This window comes from Ensifer adhaerens, from assembly GCF_013283195.1.
In the GTDB taxonomy this organism is placed as follows: Bacteria; Pseudomonadota; Alphaproteobacteria; order Rhizobiales; family Rhizobiaceae; genus Ensifer; species Ensifer adhaerens_G.
Genome location: NZ_JABEKT010000001.1, coordinates 2660527 through 2681262 on the forward strand (window position 1 = coordinate 2660527; position 20736 = coordinate 2681262).

At 62.1% G+C, this 20736-nt stretch carries 19 protein-coding genes; 5 read left to right on the top strand and 14 right to left on the bottom strand.

Annotated features, from left to right (window positions below; genetic code table 11):
* Positions 1–4: 4 nt before the first annotated feature.
* From LPJGGPFB_RS12640 to LPJGGPFB_RS12650, 3 genes are read right to left on the bottom strand one after another with little or no spacing between them, the layout of a single operon-like run.
* A complete protein-coding gene (locus LPJGGPFB_RS12640; protein ID WP_077503781.1) occupies positions 5–400 on the bottom strand; it encodes a Fur family transcriptional regulator in 396 nt (131 codons plus the stop codon).
* Positions 400–1230, bottom strand: a complete 831-nt coding sequence (znuB, locus tag LPJGGPFB_RS12645; protein ID WP_025427319.1) for a zinc ABC transporter permease subunit ZnuB — start codon at positions 1228–1230, stop codon at positions 400–402. The genes LPJGGPFB_RS12640 and znuB overlap by 1 nt, the downstream gene beginning before the upstream one ends.
* On the bottom strand, positions 1223–2128 hold the full coding sequence (locus LPJGGPFB_RS12650) for an ATP-binding cassette domain-containing protein (protein WP_173420222.1): 906 nt from the start codon (positions 2126–2128) through the stop codon (positions 1223–1225). The genes znuB and LPJGGPFB_RS12650 overlap by 8 nt, the downstream gene beginning before the upstream one ends.
* A 203-nt stretch (positions 2129–2331) precedes the next feature.
* Here LPJGGPFB_RS12650 and znuA point away from each other — a divergent pair, with 203 nt between their 5' ends.
* From znuA to LPJGGPFB_RS12665, 3 genes are all read left to right on the top strand, one after another.
* Complete coding sequence (gene znuA / locus LPJGGPFB_RS12655; protein WP_173420223.1) at positions 2332–3381, top strand: zinc ABC transporter substrate-binding protein ZnuA; 1050 nt, start codon at positions 2332–2334, stop codon at positions 3379–3381.
* A gap of 131 nt (positions 3382–3512) precedes the next feature.
* Positions 3513–4715 (top strand): zinc metallochaperone GTPase ZigA, encoded by a 1203-nt coding sequence (gene zigA, locus LPJGGPFB_RS12660; protein ID WP_210264384.1) that lies wholly within the window; start codon positions 3513–3515, stop codon positions 4713–4715.
* Positions 4715–4933 carry a hypothetical protein gene (locus LPJGGPFB_RS12665; RefSeq protein ID WP_173420224.1) on the top strand — a complete coding sequence of 73 codons (219 nt, stop codon included), beginning with the start codon at positions 4715–4717 and terminating at the stop codon, positions 4931–4933. The genes zigA and LPJGGPFB_RS12665 overlap by 1 nt, the downstream gene beginning before the upstream one ends.
* Before the next feature lie 102 nt (positions 4934–5035).
* Here the strand turns inward: LPJGGPFB_RS12665 and LPJGGPFB_RS12670 are convergent, their stop codons facing one another.
* Together LPJGGPFB_RS12670 and LPJGGPFB_RS12675 are read right to left on the bottom strand one after the other, a co-directional pair.
* Positions 5036–5428 carry an RcnB family protein gene (locus LPJGGPFB_RS12670; RefSeq protein WP_173420225.1) on the bottom strand — a complete coding sequence of 131 codons (393 nt, stop codon included), beginning with the start codon at positions 5426–5428 and terminating at the stop codon, positions 5036–5038.
* Positions 5429–5555: 127 nt separating this feature from the next.
* Positions 5556–7172, bottom strand: coding sequence for a glycoside hydrolase family 43 protein (locus LPJGGPFB_RS12675; protein ID WP_486599034.1), 1617 nt, complete (start codon positions 7170–7172; stop codon positions 5556–5558).
* A gap of 355 nt (positions 7173–7527) precedes the next feature.
* Here LPJGGPFB_RS12675 and LPJGGPFB_RS12680 point away from each other — a divergent pair, with 355 nt between their 5' ends.
* Both LPJGGPFB_RS12680 and LPJGGPFB_RS12685 read left to right on the top strand, forming a co-directional pair.
* Complete coding sequence (locus LPJGGPFB_RS12680) at positions 7528–8103, top strand: TRAP transporter small permease subunit (protein WP_173420227.1); 576 nt, start codon at positions 7528–7530, stop codon at positions 8101–8103.
* Entirely contained in the window at positions 8100–9920 is a 1821-nt protein-coding gene (locus tag LPJGGPFB_RS12685) for a TRAP transporter large permease (protein ID WP_173420228.1), read from the top strand. Before LPJGGPFB_RS12680 ends, LPJGGPFB_RS12685 begins: the two co-directional genes overlap by 4 nt.
* 326 nt (positions 9921–10246) lie before the next feature.
* Here the strand turns inward: LPJGGPFB_RS12685 and LPJGGPFB_RS12690 are convergent, their stop codons facing one another.
* The 9 genes from LPJGGPFB_RS12690 to LPJGGPFB_RS12730 form a co-directional block, all read right to left on the bottom strand.
* Complete coding sequence (locus LPJGGPFB_RS12690) at positions 10247–10660, bottom strand: cupin domain-containing protein (protein ID WP_173420229.1); 414 nt, start codon at positions 10658–10660, stop codon at positions 10247–10249.
* A 137-nt stretch (positions 10661–10797) separates the two neighbouring features.
* Entirely contained in the window at positions 10798–11904 is a 1107-nt protein-coding gene (locus LPJGGPFB_RS12695; protein WP_173420230.1) for a TRAP transporter substrate-binding protein, read from the bottom strand.
* 379 nt (positions 11905–12283) lie between these two features.
* Positions 12284–13312, bottom strand: a complete 1029-nt coding sequence (gene mgrA / locus LPJGGPFB_RS12700; RefSeq protein ID WP_173420231.1) for an L-glyceraldehyde 3-phosphate reductase — start codon at positions 13310–13312, stop codon at positions 12284–12286.
* A 113-nt stretch (positions 13313–13425) separates the two neighbouring features.
* Positions 13426–14604: a Gfo/Idh/MocA family protein gene (locus tag LPJGGPFB_RS12705; protein ID WP_173420232.1), complete on the bottom strand. Its 1179-nt coding sequence runs from the start codon at positions 14602–14604 to the stop codon at positions 13426–13428.
* A gap of 16 nt (positions 14605–14620) precedes the next feature.
* Complete coding sequence (locus LPJGGPFB_RS12710) at positions 14621–15382, bottom strand: sugar phosphate isomerase/epimerase family protein (RefSeq protein WP_173420233.1); 762 nt, start codon at positions 15380–15382, stop codon at positions 14621–14623.
* 75 nt (positions 15383–15457) lie between these two features.
* Entirely contained in the window at positions 15458–16153 is a 696-nt protein-coding gene (locus LPJGGPFB_RS12715) for a D-lyxose/D-mannose family sugar isomerase (protein WP_173420234.1), read from the bottom strand.
* Between the two features lie 6 nt (positions 16154–16159).
* Positions 16160–18634 (bottom strand): beta-mannosidase, encoded by a 2475-nt coding sequence (locus LPJGGPFB_RS12720; protein WP_173420235.1) that lies wholly within the window; start codon positions 18632–18634, stop codon positions 16160–16162.
* A gap of 91 nt (positions 18635–18725) precedes the next feature.
* On the bottom strand, positions 18726–19817 hold the full coding sequence (locus tag LPJGGPFB_RS12725) for an ABC transporter ATP-binding protein (protein WP_173420236.1): 1092 nt from the start codon (positions 19815–19817) through the stop codon (positions 18726–18728).
* 4 nt (positions 19818–19821) lie between these two features.
* Complete coding sequence (locus LPJGGPFB_RS12730) at positions 19822–20649, bottom strand: carbohydrate ABC transporter permease (protein ID WP_234902892.1); 828 nt, start codon at positions 20647–20649, stop codon at positions 19822–19824.
* Between the last annotated feature and the right edge of the window lie 87 nt (positions 20650–20736).

Genomic DNA, 20736 nt, shown 5'->3' on the forward strand with positions numbered 1-20736 from the left:
GCCGTCAGGCGCAGCTCTGGCAATGGCCGCGGATCTCGATCGTGGTCTTTTCCGTCTTGAAGTTCTGCGCCCGCGTCAGTGCCGACAGCCGCTGCTCGATCGCGATGTCGTGGAACTCGGTTACCTGCCCGCATCCCTCGCAGATCGTGAACGCCGTTACGCCATGGTCGTGCTCATGCTCGTGCGGGCATGTGCAGGCAACAAAGGCATTGAGGCTTTCGAGCCGATGCACCAGGCCGTATTCGAGCAGCTTGTCGAGCGCGCGATAGACCTGCAGCGGCGCACGAAACCCCTGGTCGCGCAGCTTGTCGAGAATGGTATAGGCGCTCAAGGGGCCTTCGGAATGGCTGAGCGCATCCATCACCATTGTCTGGTTCTTGGTCAGTTGCGGGGTCGCCATCAATGATGCCCTCCAGGCGTGGAATGAGACGCTGTCTCCAACCGGCGCCGCCCGATCGGCAGCAGACTCAGTACGAAAAGCGCAAGTGCGGCAACGACGATAGACGGTCCCGAAGGCGTATCCCAGTGCAGCGAGCCGAAAAGTCCGCCGGTCACGGCAAGCGCGCCGATGACCGAGGCGAGAACAGCCATGATTTCAGGCGATGTCGCAAAGCGTCGTGCCGTCGCCGCCGGGATGATCAGCAGCGACGTGATCAGGAGGATGCCGACGATCTTCATGGCAATGGCGATCACCAATGCCATCAGTAGCATGAAGAACAGCCGCGCCCGCTCCGGCTTCATGCCTTCCGCTTCCGCAAGTTCCGGATTGACTGTGGAGGCCAGCAGCGGCCGCCAGAGATAGACGATGGCGAAGATCACCAGGATGCCGCCGCCCCAGATGATGTCGATGTCGGATTCCGACACCGCCAGGATGTCGCCGAAGAGAAAGCCGACGAGATCGATGCGCACCCAGGTCATGAAGGCGACGATAACGAGCCCGATCGACAGTGCCGAATGCGAGAGGATGCCGAGCAGCGCGTCGGTCGACAGCGCCCCGCGCCGCTGCAGGAAGAGCAACAGTATGGAGACGGCAGCCGCGACGATGAACACCGCCACCATCAGGTTGAGATCGAGGAGCAAGGACAAGGCCACACCCAGCAGCGCCGAATGCGCCATGGTGTCGCCGAAATAGGCCATGCGCCGCCAGATAACGAAGCAGCCGAGCGGGCCCGCCATGACGGCGATGCCGATGCCGGCGATCAGCGCCCGGACGAAGAAATCGTCAAGCATCGCGCTTCTCCTTCAATTCGAAGCCATGCAGGCGGCTATGGTGACCGCAGCCGCAATCGTCGCCATGGTCATGCACGTTGTCGTCCTCGTCGTGGTGATGGCCGTCGCCGGGATAACAGTGCTCGGTGATCGAACCATCCGCATGCAGCACGCGCCCGTCGGGCAGATGGGTGTGGTCGTGGTTGTGGCTATAAACCGCAAGCGTGCTGGCGGCACGGCGGCCGAAGAGCTTCTGGTATTCAGGACTCTGGCTGACGGCCTGCGGCGTGCCGGTGCAGCAGACATGGCCGTTGAGGCAGACGACCGTGTCGGTCTCGGCCATGACGATATGCAGGTCGTGCGAGATCAGGAGGATGCCGCAGCCGGTGCGGTTGCGGATCTGCTTGATCAGTTCATAGAGCGCAATCTCGCCGCTGAAATCGACCCCCTGCACCGGTTCGTCAAGCACCAGCAGGTCCGGCTTGCGGGCAATCGCGCGCGCGAGCAGCGCCCGCTGGAATTCGCCGCCTGACAGATGTTGCACCTCGGCCTTCGCCAGGTGCAGCACGCCGGTCGCCGACAGCGCCTCCTCGATTTCCCGGCCTTTCAGCGGCCCGGTCAAGGTCATCAGCCGCTCGACCGTCAAGGGCAGCGTCCAGTCGACGGAAAGCTTCTGCGGGACATAGCCCACCTTCAGACCCGGCTTGCGCTCGACGTAGCCTTCGTCGGCCTTCAGCACGCCGATCGCGGTCTTTGCCGTCGTCGACTTGCCGGAGCCATTGGGCCCGATCAAGGTGACGATCTCACCGGGGCTGATCGAAAACTCGACGCCGCGCACCAGCCAGCGGCCGTTGCGGCGAACACCGGCATTGTTCAACCGCACCAGCGGTGTCGTTTCTGGGGATCGGAAATTCAGCATCAAAAAAATTCCGGATTGGCGGTTGCCACTGGCTATCGCACACGTTATAGCATAACGCAATTGATGTAATAACATTACATTGAAACATCGACACGTTCAACCTGATGTGTGCGTGGTGTTTCAAGTGTCCGAACTGCGCCTGCCTCTGACAGAAAACTGAACAAGTTCAGGGACTTGCGTGACATTCAAGCCCGGAGAAACCGATGAAATCGTCTTCCGCCCTGCTGTTTGCCTCCACCATCCTGTTGTCGTCGCCCGTTGCGGCTGCGGGACCTAATGTGGTGGCTTCGATCAAGCCTGTCCACTCGCTCGTCGCATCGATCATGCAGGGCGTTGGTGAACCCGCGCTGATCGTCGAGGGTGCCGCCTCTCCCCACACCTACAACATGAAGCCATCGAACGCTGCGGCACTTCAGGCGGCCAAGGTGGTGTTCTGGGTCGGACCCGGCCTTGAGGCCTTTCTCGACAAGCCGCTCGATGCCTTGAGCGGCGGCGCCAAGGTGGTGGAACTCAGCGAGGTGCCCGGGCTTGAGAAGCTGAAATTCCGCGAAGGCGGCGCCTTCGAGGCACATGATCATGGCCATGAGGGCCACGAAGGCGAAGCCGGTCACGGCGAAGAAGGCCATAAACACACCGAGGGTGAGGCGGAACACGACCACGCCGCAGCGCCCGAAGCTGCTGCAGCCCATGATCACGACCACGCGCATGAGGGTCATGATCACGATCACGATGGTTTCGACATGCACCTGTGGCTCGACCCGCAGAACGCCAAGGCGATGGCGGCGGCGATCGAAAAGACCCTCGCCGAAGCCGATCCGGACAATGCGGCCACCTACAAGGCCAACCTCGACAAGCTCGGCGAGCGGCTAGACGCGCTCGACAAGTCCCTCGTTGAAACCGTCGCACCGGTGAAGGACAAGCCCTTCATCGTCTTCCATGATGCCTACCAGTATTTCGAGCACCGCTACCAGGTGCGGGTGGCCGGCTCGATCACCGTCAGCCCGGAGGTTCTGCCCGGTGCCGAGCGGCTGTCGCAGATCCATGCCAAGATCAAGGAACTCGGCGCGACCTGCGTTTTCGCCGAGCCGCAATTCGAGCCGAAGCTGATCAATGTGGTGATCGAGGGCACGCCGGCGAAATCCGGAACGCTAGACCCGGAAGCGGCCACGCTTGATGCCGGCCCGGATCTCTATTTCCAGCTGATGGAAGGCATCGGCACGTCGCTGAAGACCTGCCTCACGTCGGCAAGCTGAACCGTCCTCCCAAGGCGGCAAGCCCGTCTGTCAAGGCGGAGAAATCCGCCTTTGAGGCGGCAGGGGTGGGCGTCCGCGCCCGCCCTTTTCTTTCCTCAATTTACGTAATGGTATAACATATAGGAATTGATATGGAAAAGCTTCCTGTGACCGTGCTGTCCGGCTTTCTCGGCGCCGGCAAGACGACGTTGCTCAACCATGTGCTGACCAACCGCGACGGCTTGCGTGTTGCCGTGATCGTCAACGACATGAGCGAGATCAACATCGACGCCGCACTGATCCGCGAAGGCGGCGCCAACCTGTCGCGCACCGAGGAGCAACTGGTCGAAATGACCAATGGCTGCATCTGTTGCACGCTGCGCGACGATCTCCTGCGTGAGGTCCGCCAGCTCGCCGAACAGAACCGGTTCGACTACCTGCTGATCGAATCGAGCGGCATTTCGGAGCCCCTGCCCGTCGCCACAACCTTCGACTTTCGTGATGAGAACGGCGAGAGCCTTGCCGACGTCGCCCGCCTCGACACGATGGTGACCGTCGTCGACGCCGCCAATCTGCTGGCGGATTATTCCTCGCTCGATTTCCTCGCCGATCGTGGCGAGACCGCAGGCGAAGGCGATACCCGCACCCTGGTCGATCTGCTGGTGGAGCAGATCGAATTTGCCGATGTCGTCGTCCTCAATAAGATCGGCACGGCCACGCCTGAGCAGCGCGATGCCGCCCGCAAGATCATCGTCGGACTGAACCCGGACGCGCGGCTGGTCGAAGTGGATTTCGGCAAGGTGGAACTGCGCGACGTGCTCGGCACCGGCCGCTTCGACCTTGCCAGGGCCGAGCAGCACCCGCTCTGGTACAAGGAATTGCACGGCTTCAAGGATCATATCCCGGAAACCGAGGAATACGGTATCCGCTCCTTCGTCTACAAGGCGCGCCGTCCGTTCGATCCCACGCGCTTTCAGGCGTTTCTCGACCGCTCCTGGCCGGGCGTGGTGCGCGCCAAGGGCTTCTTCTGGCTGGCAACGCGGCCCTATCATGTCGGCGAGTTGAGCCAGGCTGGCGCGCTGGTCAGAACGTCGAAGATGGGCCTGTGGTGGGCAGCCGTGCCGAGGGAGCAATGGCCGCGCGACCCCGGCTTCCTCAGGGCTGTCGGCCCCTATATCGACCCCGTCTGGGGAGACCGTCGCCAGGAGATCGTCTTCATCGGCGCCGACCCGATGGACCAGGCCGCGCTGAGCGCCGAACTCGATGCGTGCCTCGTCAAAGACACCAGCTTTCAGCCGGACCGCTGGCGGGATCTGCCGGATCCCTTCGCAAGCTGGTCGCAGCGGGCGGCCTGATGCAGGCAACGGGACAGAGGCCGCGCCGGCTGCGCTTCACCTGCATGGGGCTCAATGCGGCCGGCAGGCCGGTGCCGATGTTCGATCCGTTCTTCGACGGGCGAGATGAGGTAGAGGAAGGTCCTGTGCCGGTGGGACCGCTGGAGCTTCTGCTGTTCGGAAAGCGGGAACGGACCGAGCCTGAAGATCTCCCGCCGATGCGTCGAACGACAACGTAGCCCCCGGGAGGAGGAGGAAGGGGTCGGCGTTTCGTCAGACAGGCATTTGGGGATCTGCCAAAAGTCGAAGGGGCAGCCCGAAGGCTGCCCCGATCGCTTGGCTTAACGCGTCGATGCCAGGCCGACGATGACGCCGGTCGCCAGGCTGATCAGCAGGAAGTCGTTGTCGACGCGCACCCACTGCTGGCCACGCGGCGGCTGGCGCAGCTTGTAGCGGCGGTAGTCACGCACCTGCGCCATATGGCGGCGCTCGGCCGGGCTCAGGCGATGGCCGCGGGACCAGCGTTCCCTCTTTTCGATGGTGACCCGCTTTTCGATGGTCACGTGCCTGTCACCACGGCGCTCCACGTTGCGGTCCATGTGGCGATCAACCTGATGGCGCTGGTAGCGGTCATGGTTCTGGGCGACTTCGAAGGAACCTGCCGGCTGCGCAAAGGCGGCGACCGGCGTGATCAGGAAGGAGCTGGCGACCAGGGCGGTCAGGAGACGTTTCATCGGGGTATTCCTTTCGTTATTTGCACCCCGAAAATAGGCCCGACTTCCTGAACCGAATATGAAACACTACATTACAAATACGTAATGATATTCTATGCTTATGAGCGTTTCCTTACAAACGTGCACTTCACTCGGACAAGCTGACGTAACGGAAACGATCGAAATCCGCCGGCAGTCCCGCGCCCGATGTGTCGAACGCGAACATGCCAGCGAAGGCCCCGGTGAAGGATCCGTGCTCGCCGCGGCCACCCTCGTCCGACACCACACCGGCATCGAGAACCGGGCCGATCGCCTGCCACTCCATCTCGCCGTCGGCGCGCCAGAAAAACTGCAGGTCATTGTCACGCACCTCCATGGCAAGCTCGATCGGTCCCGTCGGAACGGCGATGCCGCTTCCGATGGGAAACTGCAGCCGGCCATGCGGGAAGTCGCCCGGACAGGACAGGATCGTCAACGCCCGCCCGAGTGTCTCATGCCAGGTCAGGCCGAGCGCATGGAACTTGTGGCGGTTGTAGTAGTGCGCGAGCCCGGCCACCTGCTGGTAGGTCCCGGGCGCGAATTCGACGGTGGTTTCGGCGCGGAAGGAGTGATGCTCCTGCCGGCGGGCAACGAGCGCCTGCTCGAACCAGCTGCCGATGCTCTCGCGGCCAAAGAGCCGCAAATGCCCTGCCCGTCTTTCCAGCGAAAAGATCCGCTCGGGCAGCGGCGTTCGCAGCCATTGGAATTCGGACGGCAGCGCCGTTTCATCGAAATCGGTCTCGACCACACGCGGCGACGACGGGGCCCGGGCGCCGGCCGGGGCTGCCACTGTGATCTCGGGAACCGGCCCGCCGTTTTCCAGATAGAGCCAGCCATCGTCGCGCCAGACGCATTTCTGCAGCGCCGTCTCGCGGCCAAGCGTGCAGCGGCGCTGGGGCGGCAACGGTCGGCCGCAGAGATGCGTGTGATAGGCCTGCCCATCGGGCGTCTCGACATATTGCCCGTGCCCGGCGCGCTGCAGCGGCGCGTCGGGATGGTCCTTCGAGGTGATCAGGTAAGTATCCGGATGCATCTCGTAAGGACCGTCGATCGTGCGCGAACGCGCCATGGTCACGGCATGATCGTATCCGGTGCCGCCCTCCGCCGTCGTCAGATAGTACCAGCCATTGCGCTTGAAGAGATGCGGCCCCTCGACCAGACCCAGCGACGAGCCGGCAAAGATGTTCTTCACCGGCCCGGTAAGCCTGCGCTTTCGCTCGTCCCATTGCTGCAGCAGGATGCCGTCGAAGGCCGGATGTTTGGGCGAGCCGCCGAAGCTCTCGCTGCGGTGGTTCCACTGCATGTTCAGAAACCACTTGCGGCCGTCATCGTCATGGAACAGCGACGGGTCGAAGCCGGAGGAATTCACGTAAACCGGATCGGACCAGACCGCCTCGATCGCCTCCGCCGTGACGATGTAATTGTGCGCGTCCTTGAAGTTGCCGTCGAAGCGCTTGACGTCGGTATAGACGAGAAAGAACAGCCCATCGTCATAGGAAAGGCACGGCGCCCAGACGCCGCAGCTATCGGGATTGCCGCGCATGTCGAGCTGGCTTGCCCGCTCCAGCGGCCGGCGCACCAGCCGCCAATTTACCAGATCGCGCGAATGATGGATCTGGACACCCGGATACCACTCGAACGTGGACGTGGCGATGTAGTAGTCCTCGCCGACGCGGCAGATCGACGGATCCGGGTTGAAGCCGGGCAGGATCGGGTTGCGAATCAGGGCAGTCATACCGGGCACTTCCTCCGTTTATCGACCACATCCAGCCCCAAACCATCACGATTTTCAAGACTGCAACGTTGCAGTTAGCTATGCGACATAGGGCGACGCCCATGGGAATCCGGCAGTATCGTCATTCCCCGCCTTCAGATTTCCAAGTGGAACCCCCTGACGATACTGGGTCATGCCCTGTTGTGCCCAATGATTGGGCAATCGCCTGATAGCTCTATTCGACTTTAGTCTGGGGTGGCGGAACTAACAGGGAAAATCGAGCCTCGGACTTGAACGCGGGCTTGAAATCGGCACTCTGCCTGTGCTTGGCACAAAAACCAAAACAGCCACTGCGGGGAGGAAATCGATGAAAGCGTTACTCGGCTTCAGCCGACTCATAGACACGATTACCGAGTTCATCGGCAAATCGGTCTCCTGGCTCATTCTGGTTGCTGTGCTCGTCAGCGCCGGCAATGCCGTCATCCGGAAAATCTTCAACATGTCGTCGAACGCCTGGCTAGAGGCGCAGTGGTATCTGTTCGGTGCCGCCTTCATGTTTGCAGCCGCCTACACGCTGAGCCAGAACGAGCATATCCGCATCGACGTGGTCTACGGCCAGTTCTCGCGCCGCGTGCAGCACTGGATCGACCTGTTCGGCCATGTCTTCTTCCTGATGCCTTTCGTGCTCCTGGTGCTGTATTACCTCTTTCCCTATGTGAAGATGTCCTTCGTCTCGGGCGAAGTGTCGTCCAGTGCGGGCGGCCTGATCATCTGGCCGGCAAAGGCTATCTTGCTCTTCGGCTTCCTTTTGCTCGCCTTCCAGGGCGTGTCGGAAATCATCAAGAAGGTCGCGATCATGACCGGCAACATGGACGACCCGACACCTTACGTGCCGACCCATGCGCCGCTTGACGACGTCGTCGCCCCGGAGGCCCGTCCATGATCGAATTCATTGCTGAAAACCTGGCACCGATCATGTTCGTTTCGCTGATCGTGTTCCTGCTGCTGGGCTATCCTGTCGCCTTCTCGCTTGCCGCCAACGGTCTCCTGTTCTTCATCATCGGCGTGGAGCTCGCTCCCATGTCGGATTCGATCAACCTCTCATGGCCATTGCTCAACGCTTTGCCCGACCGGTTCTGGGGGGTGATGTCGAACGATACATTGCTCGCCATCCCCTTCTTTACCTTCATGGGGATCGTGCTCGAGAAATCGGGCATGGCGGAAGACCTGCTTGATACCATTGGCCAGCTCTTCGGCCCGATCCGCGGCGGTCTTGCCTATGCGGTCATCTTCGTCGGCGCGCTGCTTGCAGCCACCACCGGCGTGGTTGCCGCGTCCGTCATCGCGATGGGCCTGATCTCGCTGCCGATCATGCTGCGCTACGGCTATGACCGGAAGGTTGCCTCGGGCGTCATTGCCGCTTCCGGCACGCTCGCGCAGATCATTCCGCCGTCGTTGGTGCTGATCGTCCTTGCCGACCAGCTCGGCCGCTCGGTCGGTGACATGTATGCCGGCGCCCTCATTCCGGGCCTGGTTCTGACCGGCCTCTACATGGTCTACATCCTGATCATGACCTTCGTCCGGCGCGACTCGATGCCGGCACTGCCACTGGCAGCCCGCACCCTCGGCTCCGGCGTCACGTCGCTGATCATCGCCCTCCTCGTCGCCGGCGCCTTTGCCTATGCGGCGCACATCTATCTCTATCCGACCCATGGCGAAAACGCCGACATTCTCGGCGCAACCGTCGGCGTCGGCTTCATCTACGTCGTCGCACTGCTCGATCGCGGCCTGAAGTTTAACGCGATGTCGCGGCTTGCCCAGCAGGTCATCATCGTGCTGATCCCGCCGCTGGCGCTGATCTTCCTGGTGCTCGGCACCATCTTCCTCGGCATCGCCACGCCGACCGAAGGTGGCGCCATGGGTGCCGTCGGTGCCCTGATCATGGCCGCGGCCAAGGGGCGCCTCACCATGGACGTGGTGCGCGGCGCGTTGACGGCAACGACAAGGCTTTCGGCCTTCGTGCTGTTCATCCTGATCGGTGCCCGCGTATTCTCGCTGACCTTCTACGGGGTCAACGGGCACATCTGGGTCGAACATCTGCTGACGGCAATGCCGGGTGGCGAAACGGGCTTCCTGATCGCGGTCAACCTGCTCGTCTTCTTCCTGGCGTTCTTCCTCGACTTCTTCGAGCTTGCCTTCATCATCGTGCCGCTCCTGGCTCCGGCTGCCGACAAGCTCGGCATCGACCTGATCTGGTTCGGCGTGCTGCTCGGCATCAACATGCAGACCAGCTTCATGCATCCACCCTTCGGCTTCGCGCTCTTCTATCTGCGCTCGGTCGCGGCCAAGGTGCCCTATCTCGACAAGATCACCGGCAAGACGATCCAGCCGGTGACGACAGGCCAGATCTACTGGGGTGCAGTGCCCTTTGTCGGCATCCAGCTCTTGATGGTGGCGCTGACGATCATGTTCCCGCAGATGGTCATGCACTACAAGGGAACAGGGACTGTCGTCGATCCGAACACGATCAAGATCGAGGTGCCTGGTTTCGGCGCCGGCGGTGGCGGCCTCGGTCTTCCCGGCGGCCTGCAGCTTCCAGGCGGCAGCCCGCTCGACCAGAAGCCGGCCGACCAGGGCGGCGCCCAGCCGCAGACAGCACCATCGAACGACCTCAGCCAGCCGCCTTCGTTTGGCAGCCCAGGTGCTCAGCCGCAGACGGCACCGTCAAACGACCTCAGCCAGCCGCCGTCGTTCAAGTAGAACGGACTGGCAGATGGAAATACGAAGGGCGGCCCATCGGCCGCCCTTTTCATTTCGGCAAGGATGTATCCAGTCACTGGAAGCTTGCAGCAAGGCGTTTGCGCCGACCACCCCACCCTCATTCCTGTGCTCGTCACAGGAATCCAGTCAGCCCAAGTTATTGGGCTAAAACAGTCTTTTGACCCCACGGACGTGGGGTCGCTGGATCTCCGCCACAAGGGCGAAGATGAGGGGAAGAGGCATACGCCTCTCGCCAGGAGACCATCTTCCGGCCTTGACCTCAGCCAATGGGCAGGACGATTGCGGCATGCGGCGAGCGACCCCGCTCAGTCCAGTCGTTTTGCCGGATTGTCGCGGTACCAGTCGACGATCATGGGCATCATCTCCTCGAACGGCCCACCCACAAACACGTTGAGAAGCCCCATGCGCGCGGTGCTCTCGTTGCGGAAGTCGTGCAGGGTGCCGCGTGGGATGACGCAGATCGATCCCTTCTCCATCCGGTACCAGGTGTCGCCGACGAGGATGCTGGCCGTTCCCTCGATCACGTAGAAGATTTCGTCATTGTCGTCATGGCTGTGCGCGCCCGGCCCTTCGTGCCGCGCCTCCACCCACCATTCGGAAATTGAGAACCGGCCTTGCGTTTCCGGGCCGTCGGCTTTGAACACCGCCTGTATCGCGCCCATGTCGTAGCGCCGGCCGCCATCCGGTCCGTGCACGATCGATTGGCTTTCGCTCGGCATGACACCCTCCTCGTCAGGAATTGACGCCGCAACCCTACCACGAAATCAGGCGGCGATGCCGATCGTGAGAAGGAATGAAAAAGCCACCCGCAACCGAAGTTGCGGGTGGCCTCTGGCAATCGGGTGCAGGGGAAAGCTTAGAGCTTGCCGCCGCGCTGCTGGATCATCATGAAGGTATCGTAGTTGTATTCGGCGATCTGGGCATTCAGGTAGTATTCGCCGCGGAATGCCTTGATCGAGTCCCAGATCTTCTTGAAGGTCGGGTTCGTGGCTTCCATTTCGGCATAGACTTCGTTTGCCTTGTCGAAGCAGGCCGACAGGATTTCCGCGCTGAACGGGCTGAGCTTGGCGCCGGCGGCAACCAGGCGCTTGATCGCCGAAGGGTTCAGGTAGTCGTACTTCTGCAGCATGTTCGCGTCGGTTGCCTGGCAAGCGGTGCGAAGCAGCGACTGGTAGTTCTTCGGCAGGCCGTCGAAGGCCGCCTTGTTGAACATGGCGTGAACCGTCGGGCCACCTTCCCACCAGCCGGGATAGTAGTAGTAAGGCGCGACCTTGTAGAAGCCGAGCTTCTCGTCGTCATAGGGGCCGACCCATTCGGCAGCGTCGATGGTGCCCTTTTCGAGCGCGGGATAGATGTCGCCGCCGGCGATCTGCTGCGGCACGACGCCGAGCTTTTCGACCACCTTGCCGGCAAAGCCGCCGATGCGCATCTTCAGGCCTTGCATGTCGGCAACGGTCTTGATTTCCTTGCGGAACCAGCCGCCCATCTGCACGCCGGTGTTGCCGCCGGGGTAACCGACGAGGCCTTGGGTCGCCAGGAATTCGTTGAAGAGGTCAATGCCGCCGCCATGGTAGTGCCAGGCGTTCATGCCGCGCGCGTTGAGAGCGAAAGGAACGGCCGCGCCGAGCGCCCAGGTCGGGTCCTTGCCCCAGTAATAGTATGCGACCGTGTGGCAGGCTTCGACCGTACCGGCAGCAGCCGCGTCAGCCGCCTGCAGACCGGGCACGATTTCACCGGCTGCGAACACCTGGATCTGGAAATTGCCGTCAGTGGCTTCGGAGACGTATTTGGACAGGACTTCGCCGCCGCCATAAATCGTGTCCAGCGACTTGGGGAACGACGAGGCAAGGCGCCAGTTGATCTTGGGGTTTGCCTGCGCGATGGCCGGCGATGCGAGCGCAGATGCGCCGGCCGCGGCCAAGCCACCGAGGCTTGCGTTTTTAATGAATGAACGGCGATCCATGGTTCCTCCCTATTTCCGCCAAGGCAGAATCCGGCGCGACCTTAGCCGCGCCTCCGCCCAATGGAACCTCACCGCCCTTGCGGCACGTGCGAGGCCCCGCTCCTCCTCCTCAAGCGCATCGCGATCTCTGACGATCGCTCCCTGCGCTTTCCCTTTTTTATTGCTGCGCATGCCGTCATCACAAAACCGCTTCGCACTCTCGCGCGACATGCCTCAGAGCCATCCGTATCGCAACGCGAACCGGCGGCATCGACGCACCTTACACGCTCACTTATGCATGTCCAGCGGACGCTTTCCGGCGCATATTCGACTTTTGTCTAATGCGCCGGAAGGCAGCGTTCATTGCCCAAAATCGAGGCAAATCAATATTTTCGGCTAACTAGAGCTCCGCCGAAGTCGCCCAGAGATTGACGTCCGCTTCGCGGGCGTAAAGATCGATCTCGGCCAGTTCTTCCGCCGTGAACGTGTCGTTTTCGAGCGCCTTGACGCAATCGACGATCTGCTCGGAACGGCTGGCGCCGATCAGCGCCGAGGTGATGCGTCCGCCGCGCAGCACCCAGGCAAGCGCCATCTGCGCCAGCGTCTGCCCGCGCTTTTCGGCAATGCCGTTGAGCTTGCGGATGTTGTCGATGATCTCGGGCCGGATGAAGTCCTTCTTGAGGAAGTGGTTCTGTGCGGCACGGCTGTCCTGCGGAATGCCGCCGAGATACTTCGTTGTCAGCATGCCCTGGGCGAGCGGCGAAAAGACGATCGAGCCGATGCCGAGATCTTCCAACGTGTGCACGAGACCGTCATCCTCGATCCAGCGGTTGAGCATGGAATAGCTCGGCTGGTGGATCAGGCAGGGCGTACCAAGCTCCTTCAGGATCGCGGCCGCCTCGCGGGTGCGCTGCGAGTTGTAGGAGGAGATGCCGACGTAGAGCGCACGGCCCGAGCGCACAATGTGGTCGAGCGCGCCGCAGGTTTCTTCCAGCGGCGTGTCCGGATCGAAGCGGTGCGAATAGAAGATGTCGACATAGTCGAGACCCATGCGCTTCAGGCTCTGGTCGCAAGACGCGATCAGATACTTGCGGCTGCCCCACTCGCCATAGGGACCCGCCCACATGTCGTAGCCGGCCTTGGACGAGATGATCAGCTCGTCGCGCAGATGCGCGAAATCGGTGCGCATGATTTCGCCGAAGGCAGTTTCAGCCGAGCCCGGAGGCGGGCCATAATTGTTGGCGAGGTCGAAATGGGTGATGCCGAGGTCGAAGGCGGTGCGGCACATGTCGACCTTGCGATCGTGCGGGGTGTCGCCGCCGAAATTGTGCCAGAGCCCCAGCGAGATCGCCGGCAGCTTCAGGCCGGAGCGGCCGACGCGGTTGTACTTCATGGTGTCGTAGCGGTTTTCCGCCGGTAGCCAGGTCATCGCAATTCCTCCGCGATATCGATGGCGGCAAACACCCGCCATCCTGCAAACGAGAAGGGTTTCCGCGATTGCGGAAACCCCTGTTCAGCAACGTCTAGACTGGTCCGGTGCGGCTATGAAGCGGCAGCGGCACGATTTCCCGATATTTCTTCTTCCGTCTCGATCAGCAGCGCCTGCGCCTCCTCGATCCCAAGTGCGGCCGGCTGGGTGCAGGTGGTCGTCAGTTCGATGAACCGCCCTTCCTCGCCGGATTTCAGGATCGACACCATCACATCGACGCCGTGCAGCGCGCGCTCGAGCGAGCAGCGGGCATCACGCCCCTCGAGAATGGCGATCGCCATGTCGGCGAGACCGGCGGTGCGGTAGTTCGCCATCGGCCCCTGCGGATGCTCCTGGTTTTCGACCGCAAAGGGATGATCCCACATTTCGAGCGGCTGGATGTTCTTGTCGCGGCCGCTTGCTTCCACCTTGCCGCCGAAGAAATTGGGATCGGGCACGAAGATGGAGCCTTCCGTGCCGTAGAGTTCCATGTTGGCGTGGCGGTGCGACCAGACATCCCAGCTCGCCGACAGCGTGATCGTCGCGCCGTTCACAAATTCCAGCAGCGCGTGGATGTTGGTCGGCGTCTTCACCGGGATTTCTTCGCCGTTGCGCGGTTCGCTGGTGATCGTGCGCGTCGGATTGGCCATCGACGACAGGGCCGCCACGCGCTTCACCGGACCGATCAGGTTGATCAGGTTGGCAATGTAGTAAGGCCCGAGATCGAGGATCGGCCCGCCGCCTGGCAGGAAGAAGAAGTCGGGGTTCGGATGCCACATCTCCATGCCCGGGCTGAGCACGTGGCACGTGCCCGACGTGACGCGACCGATCTTGCCGGCGTCGATAAAGCTGCGGGCAAGTTGATGCGCACCGCCGAGGAAGGTATCGGGCGCGCAGCCGACCGTCAGGCCCTTCGCCTTGGCAAGAGCGCGCAGTTCCTCGCCCTGCTCCAGCGACAGCACCAGCGGCTTTTCCGAGTAGACGTGCTTGCCTGCTTCCAGAATGCTCTTCGACACCGGGAAATGCGCGTCAGGGATCGTCAGGTTGACGACGATGTCGACATCCGGGTTGGCAAGCAGCGCCTCGATGCTCTCAGCCTTGACGCCGTATTCGGCGGCGCGCGCTTCGGCTGCCGCCGGGTTGATATCCGCGCAGGCAACGACCTTGATGCCCCTGAAAAGCGGCGCAAGCTTGAAATAGGTGGTGGAGATGTTGCCGCATCCGATGATGCCGACGCCAAGTTCCTTGGTCATGGAATGAACCTGTTTCTCAATAGGATTGGATGGAGGCGAGCGAGCACTTGGCAAAACGCTGGAAGTCGCTCGGATTGTCGTGCTCGGCGATGAAGTAGCGCGCCTTGGTGCCGGAAAGCGCCTGGAACAGACCCTTCCAGTCGACCGTACCTTCGCCGACGTCGGCCCAACCGTCCTCGTCCTTCTTCTCACCCGTCGGCGCGATGTCCTTCACGTGCACGGCCGTGATCCGGTCTGCGTATTTCTTGATCCAGGCGATCGGATCGGCGCCGCCGCGGATGATCCAGGCGATGTCCGCCTCCCAGGAGAGATCCGGCCCGCCCGCAAAGATCAGGTCCTGCGGAATGCTGCCATCGGGCAAGGCGAAGAATTCGAAGTCATGGTTGTGCCAGCCGAAGATCAGGCCGGCATCGCGGTAAGGCTTGCCGGCCGCCTGCAGGCGCTCGCCGAATGCGCGCCAGCCGGCGGCATCCGTCGGGCGGTGCTCCGGCGGGAGATAGGGGCAGTAGATTGCGCGGATCCCGAGTGCCTTTGCGATTTCGAGCACCCGCGCCGGATCACTCTCCAGCATGTCCAGGCCGAAATGCGCGGTCGGCATTTCAAGGCCATTCTCGTCGAGACCGTCCTTGAAACTGGCGATCTCGGCATCACTGAGCGCCGCATAGAGCGCACCGTAGCCTTCGACCTGGCTGTAGCCTGCTTCGCCAACCGCCTTCAGCACGTTGGCAAAGGGCGGGAAGTTGCGGGCGCTATAGAGCTGGAAACTGACGTCTTTCATCAAAGATCCTCCTCGGGAAATCATCGTGATCGGTCTGATCGGTGGGAGCGGGACAGGGACTTCCCGCCCTTGTTGTCATCTCGCCCTGAGCCAGGCGTCATAGTCAGACACCAGCAGATGGACGGGGGATGCGTCTTCCTCGATCGCCGAGAAGCGACCGACGGGTTCGCGGAAGTAATTGTCCGTGAGGTCGTCGTTGACGGTCGAAACCTCGCCCATCAACACGTCTCCGTCCTCCGCCCAGAAGGCGTGCCAGTTGCCGGGCAGAAGCGTCACGCTCTCGCCGGGAAGCAGCTTCAGGAGATCGCCGGCTTTCAGCCGCCGCAGCCGCGCATCGGTCGCGACCTCGACATCGCTTTCCTCGTCGACGGTGCCGTCAGGGCGCGAATTGTACATCTGCAGCACCAGCGTGCCGCCGCCGCGGTTGATGATGTCCTCGGTCTTGATGGCGTGGCGATGCAGCGGATTGACCTGGCCGTTCAGGGTGATCATCAGCTTTTCGGCATAGACCATGCCCTGCCCCGTTCTCAGGTTCGAGGCATCGCCATTGCGCAGTGTGAAGAGCACGAGGCCGAACTCGTCGAAACGGCCCTTGCCGTAGTCGGTAATGTCCCAGCCAAGACGGGCATCGTAGATGGCAGGGCAATCGGACGCGACGCGCGCCTTCAACTCCTCCGGCTTCCAGTAGGCAAAGGGTGGAAGCGTGAAGCCGAAGCTGCGCATGAAGGCATCGCTGCGGGCGATAATGTCGTTGACGTGGCTGCGTTTCATAACGGCTCACCCCTTTCCCTGGCAGGATTCGAGATCGAAGACGGCAAAGTGCGGCAGAGTGCCGGCGCCAAGCGATGTCTTCGGCGTGAAGCGGATGACCTTCGTCTCACCGGCGATGAGATCGAAGGCATTGTCGGAATAGCGCCCGGCGACATCGGCCTCTATCATCACATGCAGCGCCAAGCCGGCGGCCGTGACTGAAACGTCGAAAGCACCGCCATCCGCCGGCACAACGGCGAGCGTCAGCCTGGAAGGCTGAAGATCAAGCGCCTTGTAGGTGCCGAGCACGTGATGCCCCTCGCCGCGCATGCCGTTCGACGCCTCGAAGGACCAGAACAACAGTGCGTTTGCGGGAATGTCGCGCGCCGCAATGCTCACCAGGGTCGCCGCCCGGTCCGGTGGGCAGGTGCCGGCCGCCGCCATCAGCGGCTCGCGCTTGCCGTCAAGCGTGACGACGAAGGCCTGCAGTTCCACAGTCACCGGCTCGGCCGTATCGTTGACCATCGAGAAGGCGATTTCCTTGCCGTCCTTGGAAGGAATGGCGGCGACGGCTACCGGCTGGAAGAAGCGGCGCACCATATAGTGCATCGCCTTCCAGCTGCCGCCGTAGTCGAGGCTTGACCAGGAGGCGACCGGCCAGGTGTCGTTGAGCTGCCAGTAAAGCGTGCCCATGCAATGGGGCTTCAGCGAGCGCCAGTAATCGACGGCCGTGCGGATCGCCAGGCCCTGCTGGATCTGGCTCAAATAGACGAAAGCCGGGAAATCCTTGGGGAAGCGAAAATAGCGGAACATCGTGCCGGCGATGCGTTCGTTGCCGCCCACATTCTTCTGGTGGCTTTCGATGACCGGCGACGCGATGTTGAGATCCTTCTCGGCCGCGAACTGGCGAATGACCGGCATCGACGTATAGGACTGGAATCCGAACTCCGAGCAGAAGCGCGGCCGCACCGAGCGGTAATTGTCGAACGACTTGTTCTCGTGCCAGACCGACCAGTAGTGCATGTCGCCGGAGCCGTCCGAGTGCCAGGCATCGCCGAAATCGAGATAGCCCGAGGCAGGGCTTGAGGGCCACCAGATCGCCTCCGGCAGCGCGCCCTTCAACGCCACTTCCACCGTGCGGTTCAGGCGGTCATAGGAGACCAGATAACGGTCGCGATCCTTTCGCGGCTCGTCGAACCAGGTGAGCGCGCCGACCAACTCGTTGTCGCCGCACCAGAGTGCGATCGACGGATGGGACGACAGTCGTTTGACCTGGTAGTCGACTTCGGCGGCGACATTGTCGAGAAAATCTGGCGTCGAGGGATAGAGGTTGCAGGCGAACATGAAGTCCTGCCAGACCATCAGGCCGAGCCGATCGCAAAGGTCGTAGAACCAATCCGGTTCGTAGAAGCCGCCCCCCCACACACGGATCATGTTCATGTTGGCGTCGACCGCCGAGGTCAGCAGATCCTCGACACCATCAGGTGTCACCCGCGACATCAGCGCATCGGCGGGGATCCAGTTAGCACCACGGCAGAAGATCTCGCGGCCGTTGACTCGGAAGGCAAAGCGACTGCCCGCCTCGTCCTTGTCGGTCAGGAGCTCGATGGTGCGGAAACCGATCTGACGGCTCACCTGCTCCTGCGGCACCTCGACAGTCAGCAGCGAAAGGGCCTGCTCGCCGCTGCCGGCCGGCCACCAGCGCTTCGGCTCTGTGACGGTGAAGACATGGGTGACGCGGGTCTCACCAGTGCCGACGGCACAGTCGAGCCGCTCCCTCTGGTCGTCGAGCGAGAAATGAACGGGCAGGATTCCCGGGCCGTCGGCAAAAAGCGTGACGGTCACGAGCAGATCGACCGAACCGTCGTCGAGCCAGATCTGTTTTGTCGTCACATGCTCGATGCGGGCGATCTCCAGACGCCGCAGCGCCAGCGTGCCGTAGATGCCGAGCGGCGCGATCGCGATGTTCCAGTCCCAGCCGAAGTGGCACTGGGGCTTGCGCAGCATGTTGCCGTTGGCGATCGGCGAGTTGCCAGGGTGATAGGGAACATAAAAAGGTTGGGCCGCCTGCCGTCTCGCCCCCTCAGCTATCGAGGACGGAAGCACGATGCGGATACGATTTTCGCCAGCTACCAGCGCGCGCGACACATCCGGTCGATGGCGGCGGAAGCAATTGTCGGCTTCGAGCACCATCAGGTCGTTGACGAAGACGGAGGCAACCGTGTCGATGCAGTCGAGGTCGAGATACCAGTAGCCGCCGAGATCGCCGGCATCGATCGACACCGATCGCTCGATCACCCAGTCCTTGTGCGCCACCCACTGCACGTCGTCTTCGTTGCGGCCGACATAGGGGTCATTGATGATGCCGGCCTTCTGCAGCGCCGTGTGCACGTCGCCCGGCAGCACCATCGGGACGACATGGCTTCGGTCGCTGGCAGTGAGCTGCCAGTCGCCTGAAAGGTCGAGGTGGACGGCGGTTCGGTTCAGGTCCTCTGAGAGCATTTCCATATTCCGTTGATCCCCGGCGACGGTGCCGGCATGCCAGTGTGTCGAAACGCGCCGGGTGATGGAAGCCGGCGCGCTTCCTCGTTGTTTACAAACGGTTTTCGTTGCCCGCGTCGAAGAGCGAGGCGACCGCCATGTCGAAGGACAGCGTGACCGCCGTTCGCGGCTTGTAGCGCCGCTGGCCGGCGATGCGCACCGACATCGACTGGCCGGCAAGCTTCAGCCAGAGCAGATTGTCGGCGCCCATCGGCTCCTCGATATCGACGACAGCCTGATGCGACGGCTCACCGCTCGACGCCTCGTCGACGCGCACATGCTCGGGCCTGACGCCGAGAACGACCTTCTGCCCTGCCTTGAAGGGCCCACGCGACGGATAGGCAGAGACGTCGAAATCGACGCCATTGGCATGCACGAATGCCCGCCCATCCCTCAACTGAAGTTCGCCGCGGAAGAAGTTCATCGAAGGCGAACCGATGAAGCCGGCGACGAACAGGTTTTCCGGCGCGTTGTAGATCGTCATCGGATCTGCGAGCTGCTGGATGACACCGCTTTTCATGACGGCGATGCGGTCGGCAAGCGTCAGCGCCTCGATCTGGTCGTGGGTGACGTAGATCATCGTGTTCTTCAGCGACTGGTGCAGCCGCTTGATTTCCACACGCAGTTCCGAACGCAGCTTGGCGTCGAGGTTGGAGAGCGGCTCGTCGAACAGGAACACGTCGACATCGCGCACCAGCGCCCGGCCGATCGCCACGCGCTGGCGCTGGCCGCCGGAAAGTTCCGCGGGCTTGCGCTTCAACAGCGGCTGGATCTGCAGGATCTCCGCGGCGCGGCTGATGCGCCGGTCGATCTCGGTCTTTTCCACCTTGGCGACCTGGAGGCCGAAGGAGAGGTTCTTCTCCACCGACATCTGCGGATAGAGCGCATAGGACTGGAACACCATGCCGATGCCGCGGTCCTTCGGCTCCTCCCAGGTGACGTTCTTGTTCTTGATGAAGATCTGGCCGTCGCTGACATCGAGCAGGCCGGCGATGCAGTTGAGCAAGGTCGACTTGCCGCAGCCCGACGAACCGAGCAGCACCAGGAATTCGCCGTCCTTGATGTCGAGGTTGAGCGTGTCGAGCACAGTGACGGCACCGAAGCTCAACGACAGATCCTTGACCGATACGCTGACGTTTTCCATGCCCTTACCCTTTCACTGCGCCGGCGGCGATGCCGCGGACAAAAAGCCGCCCGGAGACGAAGTAGACGAAAAGCGGAACGGCGCCGGTCAGGATCGTTGCCGCCATGTTGACGTTGTATTCCTTCACGCCCTGCACCGAGTTGACGATGTTGTTGAGCTGCACGGTCATCGGGTAGTATTCCGGCCGCGTGAACACGACGCCGAACAGGAAGTCGTTCCAGATACCGGTCACTTGCAGGATCATGGCGACGACGAAGATCGGCATCGACATCGGCAGCATGATGCGGAAATAGATGGTCCAGAAGCCCGCACCGTCGACGCGCGCCGCCTTGAACAGTTCCTCGGGCAGCCCGGCGAAATAGTTGCGGAACAGAAGCGTCAGGATCGGCATGCCGAAGATCGTGTGCACGATGATCAACCCGGTCAGGGAACCGTAAACGCCAAGCTCGCGCAGCACGATGACGATCGGATAGATCATCACCTGATAGGGGATGAAGGCACCGACGATCAGGATGGTGAAGAACAGGTCGGCACCCTTGAAGCGCCAGTTGGCCAGCGCATAACCGTTGATCGAGGCGATCGCGATAGACACGATGGTCGAGGGAACGGTGATGCGGACGGAATTCCAGAAGCCGCGCGAGAGCCCGTCGCAGTTAAGCCCGGTGCAGGCGCTCGACCAGGCTTTGACCCAGGGCTCGAAGGTGATCTCGAGCGGCGGGGCAAAGATGTTGCCAAGGCGGATTTCCGGCATGCCCTTAAGCGACGTCATGACCATGACGTAGAGCGGCAGCAGATAGTAGAGCGCCATGACGATCAGGGTGCCGTAGATCATGATGTTGCGGCCCGAAAGCGCCCGGCGCGGCTTTTTGCCCCGAGGACCGGCCTGGGTCGCACGTGCCTGGACTTTTTCCGCTTCGGG